Here is a 14,073-nt window from a genome sequence, read left to right as displayed (position 1 = left end):
ACCGTCCGTTCGCTGGAAACCCTTTTCGGTTTCCCTCTTGTGAAGGAGAAAGTTATGGAGAACGTCGAGTACATCGTGGACGAGGTTCTCGCGGCCATCGCCGACGAGGAGCTGGACGACGTCATCGGCAGCGCCATGCTCGCCGAGACCATCTGACGCTCGGGCGGCCCACTCGTCCGAACGCGCCGCGGCGGGATGACGTGCTTGCGCGTCATCCCGCCCGGTACCGGCCATGTGATCAGAGCGACAAGGAACTCCCGCCATGCGTCGGCGCATTCCCTTTCATTCCCAGGTGACTCTGCACGGCTGTGGCGCGGCCTGTCTGCTGATGGTGCTCGGCCACCACGCCGGCCGGCGCCCGGCGGCCCTGCAGTCGCAGGAACTGGCCGACCGGCGCTGGAGCGCCAGGGAACTCCTGTCCTTCGCGCGGGAGTCCGGGCTCGCGGCCCGGGCCGTGCGGATACCGCTCGACGGTTCGGTGCCGCCTCTGCCGCGTGCGAGCATCCTCCATCTGCGGGTCGGCCACTATGTGGTACTGGACTCCCTCAGCCGAGGGCACGCGGTGGTGCTCGACCCGAGCATCGGCCGGCGGAGACTGCGCTGGACGGTCCTCGCGGCCCAACTGAGCGGTGTGGCACTGGTTTTCGGACGTTTCGCCGACATGTCGATGCCCTCGGGCCGGTCCACGCCTGCTCCGGTGAGCGCGGACCGCGGCGCGGACCTGCCGACTGGGGCGGGCAAGGGCGCGCGGCGTCCGGGCGCAGGTCGGGCGCTCCTTGGCGACATCCTCGCCGCGTTTGCCCCGGGGCTCCCAGCCCTGGTGACAGCGGCTGCGCTCCAACGACACCCGGCGTCCCGTAGGGCGTCGGCACCCCTGACAGCGGTCGGGCTCGCCGCAACGCTCGCGTGCGCCGTCTGGGGCGGTGCCGACGGCCCACTGACGCGGTCAGCGCACAGCGCCGCCCGCTACCGTGCGGCGGACGACGTCGGGCGCACTCTGGCGCGGGCAGACATCGGCTATTTCGTCGCACGGGGCAACAGTGATCTGCTCGCCAGGTGGCGTACGGCCCCGGCAGACCGAGCCGAGCAGCGGCTCGTCCTGCCGTGGTGCCTCGCCGCGACAGGGTATGTGTCGGCCGCAGTGGTTCTCGTCGGCCGCCAGGACCGGCCGACCGCGGCAGGGCTGGCAGCTGTGTGGAGCGCACACACGGTGCTGGTTGCCGCAGCCGAGTACCGGGCCGGCATCGCGCGCCGGGAGCGGCTGCTCGCTCAGGAGTCAAGTCACCACGCGACGGCAGAGCTGCTGGCCAGCCTCGAACAGGCGCAGCCGGCCGGCGCCGAGCACTTCCGTCGCGCCCAGCAGGGCCTCGTCGCGCAGTGGCGTCGGCGGACCGGCCCTCTGCTGGAAACGATCGCCGGCCTTGCGGCGACGGAGCGGGAGGCGGATGAGGCGGTCCGGGGGGCCGGTGCCGTGGTGCCGCTGCTTGCCGCAGCCGTCGCACTGGCCCGTCGACACGGCTGCGGCCCGCAGGGCCCACTGGTCCTGGCGGTCCTCGCCGCCTCCCCCATCGCCGTCCCCACGCGGGCCGTGCGGACGCTGGTGCGACGTCGGGTCGACGCGGTCCGTCACGCCCGCCTGGCCGATCTCACATGTACGCCGCCCGACCGGGACCGACACGCTCCGCCACTCCGGCACACCACCGCCCCGTGAGGGCCGACCTGCCGTACACCGCGGCCGCCAGGCCGCTCAACACACCCCCATCACCGTTTCATCCTGCGCCCCGGAGGCACCCATGCAGACAGCAGCCACCTTCGCCCACCCGGGCTGGCATGCCGACCCCGAACGTTTCCTTGCGATCCTCGACAGCCCGCTGCACCGCACGGTCGCCGAGCTCCAGAACCTCATGACCGTGGTCAGCACCCGTTTCTGGGCCGAGCGGGGGGTGCAGGCGATGCATCTGCCGATCACCACGGACAGTGTCTCCAGTCCGATGGGACTGGGCAGCGACTCCCTGCCCGTCCAGGTGGAGTTGTTCGGACGTCCCACGTACTTGGCGGACTCCATGCAGTTCATGCTGGAGTACGGCTGTCGGCTCAGCCCCTCCGGAGCCTGGTACCTGATGCCGAGCTTCCGCGGCGAAGACAGCGACGCCACCCACCTCAACCAGTTCTTTCACAGCGAGGCGGAGATACCCGGCGGCCTCGACGAGGTCATCGCCACCGTGGAGGACTACGTGCGCCGGCTCGCCGGCGCTGTCCTGGCCGAGCACTCCGCCACGGTGAGCCGGCAGGCCGGCGCCACCGGTCATGTCGAACACATGGCCGCGCTCAAGGAGTTCCCCCGGCTCACCTTCGATGAGGCCGTCCGTGTCCTCGGCGGTGACCCCTCAGCGGTGCGGGACGAGGGCGGCTGGCGGACCTTGACCCGGCACGGTGAGCGACGGCTGATGGCCGAGGTGGCGCCCGTTTTGTGGGTGACCCACTTTGACCATCTCTCGGTGCCCTTTTACCAGGCCTACGCGGACGACAGCCGCAAGCGGGCCCGCAACGCCGACCTGTTGTTCGGCATCGGTGAGGTGGTCGGCGCTGGTGAGCGGCACATCGACGACATCGCGGCGCGCACGGCCCTGCGGCATCACTGCGTGGACACGGCCTCCTACGACTGGTACCTGCGGATGAAGCAAGCCCGACCGATGCTGACCTCCGGTTTCGGCCTCGGTGTGGAGCGCTGGCTGATGTGGGTGCTCGGCCAGACCGACATCCGTGACATGCAACTCGCCCCCCGCCTGAACGGAATCTCCCTGGTCCCCTGACCCGACCCGCCGGAGGCGTCGCCATGTCCTTGAATACAGCCCCCCGCAGCGATGTGCCGGACGGAGCGCAGCCCGTGAAGCCTGCGCGCTGGCGTCCCGAGCACATCCTGGACCCCTACACGTCCCTGGACCCCCACCCCTTCTACTCCTGGCTTCGCGACACGGGGTCCGTCCAGTGGAACGAGCCGACCGGGGCGTGGTACGTGACCTCGCACGCCCATGTGTCGGAGCTGCTGCTCGAACCGCGGCTCGGCGCACGGTCCAAAGAGGCCCAACTGGCGCGGCTCGACCCGACCGGGCATGCCGAGGTGTTCGCCGTGGAGGACTTCCTCGCCCGATGGCTGGTCTTCTCCGACCCGCCGTTTCAGACGAGGGTGCGCAGGATCGTCGCACCGCGGCTCACCCCGCGCGTGATCGGTGCCCTGGACGAGGTGGTCCGCTCTGCCGCGCGGCACCATGTGCGCGGCCTGGGGGCCGGCACGCACGACCTGCTCGCCGAGGCCATCCGACCGTTCGCACTCGACGTGGTGTGCCGCGTCCTGGGGATCGAGGATGCGGACCGGGAGAGCGTGCTCGCCTGGTCCGACGCCTTGGTGCACTACCTCAGCCGACCCGGAATCGAGACGGCAGCAGCCCGCGCGGCGGCCGACGCGGCCGCGCAGCTCACCGACTACGTGGCCACCCGTGCGCTGGCCAGTCCCGCGGGACCCATCGCCGAGGCGCTCGCCGAACCTGTCCGGTCTGGCGAACTGACGGCCGCCGACGCAGCCGCCGTGTTCGCGCAGATCCTCACCGGCGGCATCGAGCCGGTGGCCGTAGCTGCGGCCACCGGAATCAGCCGGCTCGTCGGCGATGCCGAGCAGCATCGGGCTGTGCGCTCCGGGAACGTGTCCCACGGCCGGGCGGTCGAGGAGATCCTGCGTTTCTGCGCGCCCTTCCACTACGCACCACGCACCGCTACGCACAACCTGAGCGCCGCGGGCCGACGCATCGAGCGAGGCCAGCGGGTCGTGCTCGTCCTGGCCGCCGCCAACCGCGACCCCGCCGTCTTCCCCGATCCCGACCGGTTCGACGTCCGGCGTGCGGAAGCCGACCGCCACCTGTCCTTCGGGCGGGGCGGACACTACTGCCTCGGCTCCGTACTCGCGCGACGCGAGATCGAGGTGCTCGTCAGGGAAGTGCTGGCAGCCGGCATCGCACCGGGGACACCACTGCTGCTCCCGTCGTTGGGCATGACCGCCGTGGCGGAGCTGCCATGCCTGATCTGACACGTTCTCAGGTCTCCGCGCTGCTGCGCGCCGACGCAAGCCTGATCAGTCCACACGAGCATGTCGGCAGCGAACTCATCCAGCACGGAGCGGCGGACCGCCACACCTACCGGCAGTCCGTCGGCGAACTGATGTCGCTGATGGCCCGGCTCCGAGACCGCTTGCTCGACGGTGCGGGCACAGTCGCGGCCCTGGCACTCCCCATGCCGTTCTACCGGTATTTCAAACCCGAGGGGACCGCCGTCGACCCCGTCACCGCGGTCCGCGCGATCCGGCGGCGCAACCACGAGACGCTCGATGCCTGCGCCGAGCACCGGGCCACGGAGGGACTCGGTCCGGGCCTGGCCGTCCCGCTGGCCGCGCTGCTGGCCGATCCCTTCCGCAGCGCCGAGATCTTCGCTCAGGAGTACGCCGACCGCCGCGAGGAGGTCTTCGCCCTCAAGTGGCATCCGGCAGCCCATCTGCGCTCACCCGCGGCCCATGTGGCACTCGGCTATCTCGAACTGGCCGCCGAGTGGGACGTGCCGATCGTCGTGCACTGCGCCCCCGCAGGACGGATGGGCGATCTACCCGCGCTACGCACGCAGCTGCTGGCCCGCGCGGCCGAGGCGGGCGTACGGATCGGCGTCGCGCACGCCGGACATCTGGACCCGGCCCTGCCGCAGGTCCTGACAGCGCCGGGCGTCTACGCGGACCTGGGCCCGTGGGAGGCCCTGCGGGAGCGCACCCTGGGTGCGCCCGCGCCGACCGGCCACGACGAGCGGCTCGGCACCTTACTGGCCTCCAGCGGTAGCCGACTCATGTTTTCACTCGACTCCCCCTGGCACCTTGAGCACTGGGCGAGCGGACGGCTGTTGGGTGCGCCCGCCGAGGAGTCACTCGCACACCTGCTGGCCGCTGCTGCTGCCGTCGGCGCGCCCCGGGAGCGACTGCTGCACGAGAACGCCTACGCGTTCCTCTTCGGCGACCGCCACCACCATCGCGCGGATGAAGCGGCCGCGGCCACCCGTCCTGTTCCCTGCTGACCAGTGTGACCGGAGGTGTTGCACCCCATGGACAGCCCCGTTATTGCCGAAGCGGTCCGCAGCGGGTTCGTCGAATCCCGCCATCGCGGCGCTTTTGTCGTCCTGGACACGGACGGCTCGCCCACCCTCCGGGCCGGCGACGTGCAGCGACCAGTCTTCCCTCGGTCGTCGGCCAAGCCGCTCCAGGCCGTGGCGCTCGTGCACCCCGTCGTCGCGCTCGCCGGCCAGACGCTGGCGATCACTGCGGGCAGCCACGAAGGCCAGCCCTACCACGTCGCGGCGGTACGCGAGATCCTCCGAGCGGCGGGCCTCGACGAGACCTGCCTCGGCACGCCCGCCGCGCTTCCCTGGCCGCCCGAACCCTATCTGCGCCAAGGGGGCCGTGCCCGGTCCATCCTCATGAACTGCTCGGGCCAGCACGCCGCGATGCTCGCCGTCTGCGTAGCCGAGGGCTGGACGACCAAGGGCTATCTCCGTCCCGGACACCCGGTGCAGCTGCGGGTGCGCGCCGCGCTGGAGGAGCTGACCGGGGAGCGGACCGCTCATGTCGGCGTGGACGGCTGCGGGGTGCCAGTTCCGGCCTTCAGCCTCCTCGGCCTCGCCCGTGCCTTCCAACGCCTTGCCACCGCCCCCGCCGGCACCCCCGCCGCCGAGGTGGCGGCAGCCATGATCGCTCATCCGCGGTTCGTCGCCGGCACGGAGGGATTCGACACCCGGCTGATGCAAACCGTGCCCGGACTTCTGGCGAAGTCGGGAGCCGAGGGCATGCAGTGCGTGGCGCTCCCGGACGGTCGAGCGCTCGCGCTGTCAGTGGAGGACGGCGCGCGCCGGGCCGTGGGGCCGGTGGTCGCCGCCGTGCTGCGCCGCCTGGGCATCGCCGGCCCTGAGGTCGAAGCCGTATGCCGGTCCCGGCTGCCGGGCGCCAAGACGGATGCCGACGAGGTACGCGCCACCGTCGCCCTGTCGTAAAGCCGCCGCATCGAGCTCTGCTCATCCCCTCCCCCCTGTGCCCGACTTCCCGGAGAACACCTGAAGATGGCCATGTACACACTTGAAACGCTGCTCGAGGGCGGACACTTCGCAGCCGATCCCGAAGCCGGGACCCGCATCGCCTTCATCCACCGCAGTTTCCGTTCCGTCGGGCTGAGCCGCGGGCTGGAGGAGTCCTTCTTCAAGGCTCACTTTCCCGCGCTCGGTCTGCTCAACCTCGCCCAGGCGGTCCGCACGGCGGCCGCCGAGGGGCGCATCCCCCCGGTCGAGGTCCGATACTTCGACGAAGACGCCCACCCGCACGAGGTGGCCTTCCGCGAAGCGATCAGCGACTGGCTGGACGGCAGTGCACGGCCGGTCATCGCGGCCAGTTCCTACACCGGGACGATCGACCGCCTGGAGGACTTCCTGGGCTCCTTCGCAGCCGACCGCTATCTGGTCATGGTGGGAGGCGCCCATGCGTCGGTCGCGCCCGATATCGACAACGTCCACATGACGGTGCGCGGCGAGGGCGCGCCGGCCCTCCTCCACGTCCTGTCGACCTTCGGCACGCCCTCGTTCGGACAGGGCGCAGGGACGCGGGGGCTGCACTATCGCACCGAGGACCGGCAGGTCGTCTCACCACCGTGCTTCGACCGTTCACTGCAGGAGGCAAAGGGCCCGGCATTCGCCTACGACCTACTGCCGCCGCAGGTCGTCGAGTCGCCGGTATACGCCACCAACTTCACCCGCATGCTCGGCGACCGGCCCCAGCTGTACATCTGCACCCAGAGCTGCCGGGGGCGCTGCACCTTCTGCTCCACCTACCTGATCCACGGGCGCACGGTGGCCCGGCCCCTGCGGCTGGTCCGGAACGACCTTGAGGACATGGTGCGCACCACGGGCTGTGACAGCGTCGAATTCCATGACGACGATCTCACCCAGCACCCTGAGTTCGACGAACTCGTCGAGGTCATGGGTGAGCTGGGACTTCCCTGGTTCTGCTATCTGCGGGTGGACGGGATGAGCGCCGAGCGGGCCCGCAGGATGGCTGCCGCCGGCTGCCGCAGGGCGTTCGTGGGACTGGAGTCCATGGACCAGGCGGTCCTCGACTACTACAACAAGCAGGTGACGGTGGAGCAGAACCGCTCGGCGATCGCCGCACTCGCCGAGGCAGGCATCAACTGCGTCACCGGCTTCATCATCGGCGCACCCCAGCACACGGTGGAGAAGGTCGTGCACGAGATGGAGGAGTTCCTCAACCTGCCGCTCTACGCGATGAGCTGCACCATCCTCTCTCCGGACCCGGCGACGGTGGAGTTCGTGCGGGCGAAGAAGGCGGGCCACTACGGGGACGAGGTGGTCCGCCGAGGCCGGATGCTGCGGCTGGTACCGAATGTCGAGAAGTACGGGCTGGCCTCACCGGTGGGTCTGCCCACCGTCTGCGAGGGCATCGGCAAGGCTGATCTCAACCGGCTGCAGGCCGTGGTGGATGCCCGCTTCTACTTCCGTGAGCACGTTTGGCAGGCACTGACCGCCGGCCGGACCGCAGAACAGGTCCAGGTGGTGAGCGACTACTACCGTCATCTGCTGCGGCGGCTCGACGACCCGGCGATCGACCTGGGCCGCGAAGACATCACCGCTCTGGTGAGGGACGCCCGCCAGGCAAGCACCGGCTTCTCCCTCTTCGCGACCGCCGCCTGACGGCTCCTTCCCGACCCGAGGATTCCGTACGCCATGATTTCCACCGCCGTATCGTCTCCACCCGCCCACGGCAACGTCCTTCGGGTGCGCGAGGTCACACGAAGCTTCCCCGCGCGCACCGGCCAGGTGCAGGCACTGGACGGGGTCTCCTTCGATGTCCGCCCCGGCGAGCTGGTGGGCCTGCTCGGTCTCAACGGTGCCGGAAAGACAACCCTGTTGAAGATCGTCTCCACCCTGCTGCTGCCGACCAGCGGCACCGTCGAGGTCTGCGGCCACGACGTCGCCCGCCACCCGCGCGCGGCGCAGCAGCGACTGTCCGTGGTGCTGGGCGGCGACCGCGGCCTGTATCTGCGCCTGTCTGCCCACGACAACCTGCGCTTCTTCGCCATGCTCACGGGGGTCCGCGGCCGAGATCTGGCGCGGCGTTCGGTGCAGGCCCTGGAGTCGGTCGGTCTCGCCGAGGCCGCCGGCCGGCCGGTGGAGACGTACTCCAAGGGCATGCGTCAGCGGCTGCACCTGGCCATCGGCATGGTGACCCGTCCCGACCTGCTCCTGCTCGACGAACCCACCGTCGGCTTGGATCCGGCGGAAGCACAGAACATCCGCGCTGCGGTGGCTCGAATGCGCAGCGAAGGTACGGCGATCGTCCTGACCAGCCATTACCTCAACGACATCGAGCAACTCGCAGAGCGCGTCGTGGTCCTGCACCGGGGCCGTGTCCTGCATGATCTGCCGTTGCCCCGGCTCCTGGAACGGGCGACGAGCGCGGCCGTGATCACCCTGAACGGGCGGGGCCACGCACCGGCCGTGCCACCGCACGGCCTCGCCGACCAGGCGTGGGTCGAGAAGGTCGAACCCACGGCCTCGGGATGGACGATGGTCCTGCACGTGCGTAGCTGGACCCCCGACTCGCTGCGCACGCTCGCCGACGCCTGGCCCGAGGGACAGCTCCTGGACGTCCGGGTCACCCCCTCCAGCCTGCAGCAGGTCTTCAACGAACTCGCCGACGGCACACGGGTGGGCGCATGACCGGTGTCCGGGTCGCGTGGAACTCCTTCCTGCTACAGCTGCGCGGGACCTCCTGGCTGTCGATCCTCATCGCCGCCGCCGTCCAGCCCGCCGCATATGTGAGTATCACGCTCGCAGCCGACCGCCCCGGCGGGGTCGCACCCCAGGCCGTGGTGCTCGGCAGCGGCCTGCTCGCCGTCTGGACGATCACGCTGTGGCAGGCGGGGATGGTGCTGCGCCGGGAGCTCTGGTCGGGCACCCTGCCCTCGATCTGCTCCCGTCCTGGCGGTCTCGGCCCCGTGCTGGTCGGCAAGTCGGTGGCATCGGTGGCACTGTCGGCGAGCATGACGGCGATCTCGATCGTGGCGACCTCGGCCCTCGAGGGGCACCCGCTCGCGGTCGAGCGACCCGCGCTCTTCGCCGCCGCGCTGGCGGCCGCACTGGTCAGTACTCTGCCTCTCGGCCTGCTGGTCTCCTGCCTGTTTCTGCTCACCCGGTCGGCGATCAGGATCGCCGAGACCCTGGTCTATCCGGTCGTCCTCATGGGCGGCCTGCTCGTGCCGCTCAGCATGCTGCCCCCTGTGCTGCGCCCGCCGGCCGACGCGCTGAGCCTGCACTGGGCCTACGTGCTGCTGGCGGGTGCGATGACCGGACCAGTGGACGGGGCGGCCTGGGCAGGCCTTCTGACGACGGGCCTCTGCTACACCGTCGCGGCACGGCTGGCCTTCATCCGCGTTCTGCACCGCGCCCGCAGGGAGGGCACCCTTGAAATCTTCTGACCTTCCGGTGCTCGCGAGCGCATTCGCCCGCACAGCTCGGCTCGGCCTGCGCGAGTACCTGGTGGAGTATCCACCCGGAGTGCTTCTCGCCGCCGTTCTGCCGCGGACCATCCTGCAGGTCCTCTTCCTCACCGCACTCGGCCGGGCGGTGGGCGGCCCGGCCGGTGCGTCGGCCGCCGGCGTCGGCGCGTCGGCGTTCGCGATGGTCACCGCCACTGTCAACAAAGCGCCCGATGTACTCATCAACGAGCAGGTGCAGGGCACGCTGTACCGGCTTCGGATGACAGCTCTCCCGCTGCCGGGCCTGGTAGCCGCGCGCTGGGCGGTGTACGCGGCGGAAGCGCTGACAGCGGTACTGGTGGCAGCCCCGGTCGCCGCTCTCGTGGCCGGAGACGGACGGATGCTGCGCACGCTGCCCGCAGCCCTGCCCCTGTACACGCTGATGGTCCTCAGTAGCAGCGCATTCGGTTTCACCATCGCCGTCCTGGCCATGAACGGCCGGGCCGACGTCTTCCTGACCAATCTGGCCACCTACCTCGTCCTCGCGCTCAGCGGGGTGCTCTCGCCGGTGCCCGGCGGCGGGATGCGAGCCGTGGTCGGCGCCGCGCTACCGCTGTCGCACGGCATCGCCGCGCTGCGTGCACTGAACTCCGGGCACGGTCCGGTGCTCGCCACCGCGTCCGGCGAAGCCCTGGTCGGCGCCCTGTGGTGCGTGCTCGCCATGGTGGGCCTGCGATTCCAGGACAGCCGATCGAGGCGGACCGGCAGGGACTTTCTGCTCTGAGTTCCCCCACCGCCGAACGACGACGAGAACAAGTGGAGTTCTACGTGACGATCACGGACACCGACCGCACTGCACCCTCGCCCGAACTAGCCCGGTGGGTCGGCGACGCCGAGACATTTCTGGCGTGCTTCTGGCGTCGGCAACCAGGCGTTTTCCACCCGGCAGCACCGCTCGTCCCGCCCCTGACGCTCGGCTCCGTGGACACGATGCTCCAGGAGGGCCTGCTGCGCACGCCCTACCTGGAGATGACGCGCCCGGACCGGATGATTCCCGAGGATGACTACTGCACCTCACGTACCGTCAACCAGACGGCGCACAACGGCTTCGCGGACGCCACAAAGGTGCGAGAGCTGCTGTCTGAGGGGGCGACGCTACTCCTGCGATGCGTCGACCAGTGGCACAGCGCGACCGCCGAACTGGCCGACCGGTTCGGCCGGGAACTCAGCCGCAAGACAGAGGCGTTCTTCTTCGTCACCCCTCCTGGCCGGCAGGGGCTGCGCGTCCACCGTGACGACGCTGACGTGTTCGTGCTCCAGGTCAACGGCAGCAAGGACTGGCAGATCCACCCCGGAACCGCCGACGGGAACTGGCACCCAGGCCCGGTCTCGGACCCGGGTCCGGTGCTGCTGACCACGCCCCTGCAGACCGGTGAAGTGCTGTACATCCCAAGAGGGTTCGCACACTGCGCCACCGGGTCCCGCGGCCTGTCCGCCCATCTGTCGTTCACCGTCCGGGAGATCGGCGGATCGCATCTGCACAAGGAGTTGCTGCGCCTGATCTCCGCGAGACACCGGCCACTACCGCGTCCGCTCGACGACGCAGATCTGATCGATCAAGCCCGTGTTCTCATCGGCCGTCTGACCGGCGAGTTGCAACAGACCACCGCAGAAGGCCTGGTCGCATCTGCCCGTGACAGCCTGCGAAAGGAGAGCGCCGCACACCCAGACCCTGGCCTGATGACAATGGCCAGGCACCTGGCTGCGAAAGAGAGCTGATCCCTCCCGGCAGGCAGCCCGCAGTGGCGCCGCCAATGCCCGGACCTCTCGCCGCAGAACCTCTCGCTCGGATCCCGGCTTCGGAGCAGAGGCACCTTGTGGCCACACCGAACGGTGTGACCAGGACGCGAGAGGCCGCAGCCCACGACCGGCGGTGTCGCTGCGAAGGAGGCGATCGGGGCCCGCAAGCCCCGACAAGGTCCGGCGGCAGATCAGAAAGGTGGCCGTGATCACTGTGAGCGGCAAGTCCGGCTGCCGCCCCGCACCGTGACCACGGCCTGACCTCTGGGCCCGTCCTTCACACCCGGCGCTGACATGAACACTCGGCACCCGCCTCCCCATCCCGCCGCCGGTCCCCGGAGTCCTCGCCTCAGGCGCCGGGTGCCGTCAGGTGCAGCACCAGCAGCACAGCGGCCGTGGTGCCGCCGGAGACCGACAAGCGCCACCCCGTCGGTGCGTAGAGGACTTCGGCGGTGTGCAGACGCAGCCGCAGGGGAGTCGTCGAACCGGCCGGCGACTCCCCAAGCCGCCCTGCGGCAGCCGGCGGGAAGACAGTGAAGTCGTAGCCGCCTCGCAGCGGAAGGAGCAAGGCTTCACCGTCCACGTTCAGCTCACTGCTGTCCTGCCAGGACGGAGCCGCCGCGTAGTCGGCACGTACCAGGCGGCCCAGCGCGGCCTGAAGCCGGTCGGCCAGCACAGTGGCCTCGGGACCTGCTGACAATACGTTCCACCAGCGTCCGGACAGGAGTTCCAGGCGGGCGGCCGCCACATCGGCGAGTCCCGTCAGCAGGGCCACGGGTTCGTGTTCTGGCCACACCATGGCAGGGCTGCGATCGCGATGAATGGAGACGGACAACGCGATTTCCCTGACGAAACCGTCGAGTTCCGAGTCCAGCGCCGCCGCGTCTGGATCGCTGTTCATTCTGCCCCTCCGCCCGTGCTGCCCCCGCGTCGCCACCCACATGCACGGCAGGCCGAATCGCCCGTCGAGGCCGGGAACTACAGCGTGTCGACGCGAAGATCCGTAGACCTCCAGTGTCGTGTGCGGCGCTCCTCGCGGACCAGTCACGGATTCGCGGCACCGAAGTCTGGGCGGTGCGGCAGAACCGTCAGAGCCCGGCGGCCTGCTCGTCTTCCCCACCAGGTGCGCAGTCGGCGTTCATCAAGCCGGCGTTGGCCGCCAGCACGCCTGCCTGGAACCGGCTTTCGGCTCCCAGTGTCTCCAAGATGTCAGCGATGTGCCGCCGCGTGGTGCGCAGGGAGATCCCGAGGCGCCGGGCGATTGACTCGTCCTTCAGACCGGACCCCAACAGGCGCAGGATGGTTTGGTCCAAGTCCTTGGCGACCTGCTCCAAACCGTCCTGCCCGGCATCGGCGAAAGGCGTGGCGTGGGTCCAGGTCTGCTCGAAGACCTCGCACAGGTAGGCGACTATGGACGGTTCACGGATCACCACAGCTCCCCACGTCCCGCGATGGTCGGGGATAAAAGCCACCTCCCGGTCGAAGACGATGATGCGACCGAACAGTTCATGCGCAGTGCGGTACTCGGCACCACGTGCGCCGACGGCAGCGACGTACGCCTGGCTGGGGCCGTTGAATCGCGCGGTGTGGTGATAGAGCGTGCGTATACGGACACCACGGTCAAGCATGGCTATGTCGCGACTCAGGGCCTCCTGCATGGCCTCCGGTACGCGGGTGCCGCCCGGCTGACTGCTCAGCATCTCCTTCTGGCATTCCGCGGAGGCACGGTTGAGTGCCGCTCGCACCTCCTCCATGCTGGGTATGGTCTCTACGGCGGAGAGCGCCTCATGGTCACAGCGACGCAAGAAGCGGTCACGGAGGACGCCGAACCCCTGCTCCAAGCGCTCCAACTGATCCTGCTGATAGCGGATGGAATCCCAAAGCGGCCTGGCTAGCGCGGCCTTGGCCGCATCCGGGTCCACCGCCCTGGCTCCCGACGGAGTAGTCCCGTCGGGAATGACCAGACGCATTGAGGTCAGATTCGCCAGGGCAGCGGACACTGCGCCGACCGGGAGGCCCAGGTGCTCTGCGGCACGTTCCACGTCCGCACTCCGCTGCTCCAACACCCACCCGTACAAGGCGGTTTCATGCACTCCGAGTTGTCCGGACGGCACATTGCCAGAGGAATCGCACACTATGTCCCCCCTTGGGTCCGGCTCGCCTTCATGCCAGGCAACTTGGTGAGGCGTGTCCCGTATGGCCATGTTCCCGCCGAGCCGACAGGCTGAAGCCATTCAGTCACGTTCCGGGGATTCGCTCTGCGGGGATCCGGGCCGCTCACGCCACCTAAGGAAGCTTAACAATGGTTCTGCGCCGCTTCGTTCTCGCCGCCCTCACCTGCGCCATGATGGCCCTCGCCTCGGCCACGGCTCCTGGTCCCGCCGCAACACACCAGGTCGTTGCGAGCGGCGGCTCGACAACGGAGGGAGACAGCTCCTGGGGAGGCTCGTGCACGACATGCCACATGACCCTGGTTTCCTAAGAGATCCTAACGAAGTCGCTGGACGTGACGGTGGGTGATGAGGCAGGTGGTGAGGCCGAGGAAGGTTTCATGGAGGTCATCACGTCGTTCCCAGCGGATGCGCAGGCGGTGGAAGCCATGGAGCCAGGAGGTTGGGTCGGCCGCGCGGTGAGGTGCCCGCCGGGGCAGGTCCTGTTCCGCGCGGCCTCCCGCCGAACCGGACATGACGGTTTCCCGGTCATCCGG

12 protein-coding genes and 1 pseudogene are annotated in these 14,073 nt (G+C 69.6%); 10 read left to right on the top strand and 3 right to left on the bottom strand.

Annotated features, from left to right (window positions below):
• The first annotated feature begins 262 nt into the window (after positions 1–262).
• The 10 genes from ACFC8N_RS40450 to ACFC8N_RS40405 all read left to right on the top strand — a co-directional run bounded on the left by ACFC8N_RS40450 (position 263) and on the right by ACFC8N_RS40405 (position 11,345).
• On the top strand, positions 263–1,711 hold the full coding sequence (locus ACFC8N_RS40450) for a cysteine peptidase family C39 domain-containing protein (RefSeq protein WP_376294311.1): 1,449 nt from the start codon (positions 263–265) through the stop codon (positions 1,709–1,711).
• A gap of 82 nt (positions 1,712–1,793) precedes the next feature.
• The gene (locus ACFC8N_RS40445; protein ID WP_376294309.1) at positions 1,794–2,813 is read left to right on the top strand and encodes an amino acid--tRNA ligase-related protein; all 1,020 of its coding nucleotides are present in this window, start codon (positions 1,794–1,796) and stop codon (positions 2,811–2,813) included.
• Positions 2,814–2,887: 74 nt separating this feature from the next.
• Positions 2,888–4,081 (top strand): cytochrome P450, encoded by a 1,194-nt coding sequence (locus tag ACFC8N_RS40440; protein ID WP_376294306.1) that lies wholly within the window; start codon positions 2,888–2,890, stop codon positions 4,079–4,081.
• Positions 4,069–5,106, top strand: a complete 1,038-nt coding sequence (locus ACFC8N_RS40435) for a hypothetical protein (protein ID WP_376294303.1) — start codon at positions 4,069–4,071, stop codon at positions 5,104–5,106. Before ACFC8N_RS40440 ends, ACFC8N_RS40435 begins: the two co-directional genes overlap by 13 nt.
• A 27-nt stretch (positions 5,107–5,133) precedes the next feature.
• The gene (locus tag ACFC8N_RS40430; RefSeq protein ID WP_376294301.1) at positions 5,134–6,075 is read left to right on the top strand and encodes an asparaginase; all 942 of its coding nucleotides are present in this window, start codon (positions 5,134–5,136) and stop codon (positions 6,073–6,075) included.
• Positions 6,076–6,147: 72 nt separating this feature from the next.
• Positions 6,148–7,779, top strand: coding sequence for a B12-binding domain-containing radical SAM protein (locus tag ACFC8N_RS40425; RefSeq protein ID WP_376294299.1), 1,632 nt, complete (start codon positions 6,148–6,150; stop codon positions 7,777–7,779).
• Between the two features lie 33 nt (positions 7,780–7,812).
• The gene (locus ACFC8N_RS40420) at positions 7,813–8,808 is read left to right on the top strand and encodes an ABC transporter ATP-binding protein (protein ID WP_376294297.1); all 996 of its coding nucleotides are present in this window, start codon (positions 7,813–7,815) and stop codon (positions 8,806–8,808) included.
• Complete coding sequence (locus tag ACFC8N_RS40415) at positions 8,805–9,566, top strand: hypothetical protein (protein ID WP_376294294.1); 762 nt, start codon at positions 8,805–8,807, stop codon at positions 9,564–9,566. The genes ACFC8N_RS40420 and ACFC8N_RS40415 overlap by 4 nt, the downstream gene beginning before the upstream one ends.
• On the top strand, positions 9,553–10,350 hold the full coding sequence (locus ACFC8N_RS40410; RefSeq protein WP_356025276.1) for an ABC transporter permease: 798 nt from the start codon (positions 9,553–9,555) through the stop codon (positions 10,348–10,350). Before ACFC8N_RS40415 ends, ACFC8N_RS40410 begins: the two co-directional genes overlap by 14 nt.
• Positions 10,351–10,394: 44 nt before the next feature.
• On the top strand, positions 10,395–11,345 hold the full coding sequence (locus tag ACFC8N_RS40405; protein ID WP_376294292.1) for a JmjC domain-containing protein: 951 nt from the start codon (positions 10,395–10,397) through the stop codon (positions 11,343–11,345).
• 370 nt (positions 11,346–11,715) lie between these two features.
• On the opposite strand, the gene ACFC8N_RS40400 is transcribed toward ACFC8N_RS40405, so the two are convergent.
• The 3 genes and pseudogenes from ACFC8N_RS40400 to ACFC8N_RS40390 form a co-directional block, all read right to left on the bottom strand.
• Positions 11,716–12,267: a hypothetical protein gene (locus tag ACFC8N_RS40400; RefSeq protein WP_356025272.1), complete on the bottom strand. Its 552-nt coding sequence runs from the start codon at positions 12,265–12,267 to the stop codon at positions 11,716–11,718.
• 187 nt (positions 12,268–12,454) lie between these two features.
• A complete protein-coding gene (locus tag ACFC8N_RS40395) occupies positions 12,455–13,408 on the bottom strand; it encodes a LuxR C-terminal-related transcriptional regulator (RefSeq protein WP_376294288.1) in 954 nt (317 codons plus the stop codon).
• 446 nt (positions 13,409–13,854) lie between these two features.
• Positions 13,855–14,073, bottom strand: a pseudogene (locus ACFC8N_RS40390) (hypothetical protein); the annotation flags it as partial.

This window comes from Streptomyces sp. NPDC055966, assembly GCF_042269865.1.
In the GTDB taxonomy this organism is placed as follows: domain Bacteria; phylum Actinomycetota; class Actinomycetes; order Streptomycetales; family Streptomycetaceae; genus Streptomyces.
Note: the sequence above shows the minus strand (reverse complement) of the source record. Positions and strands in the feature narration are given on the sequence as shown.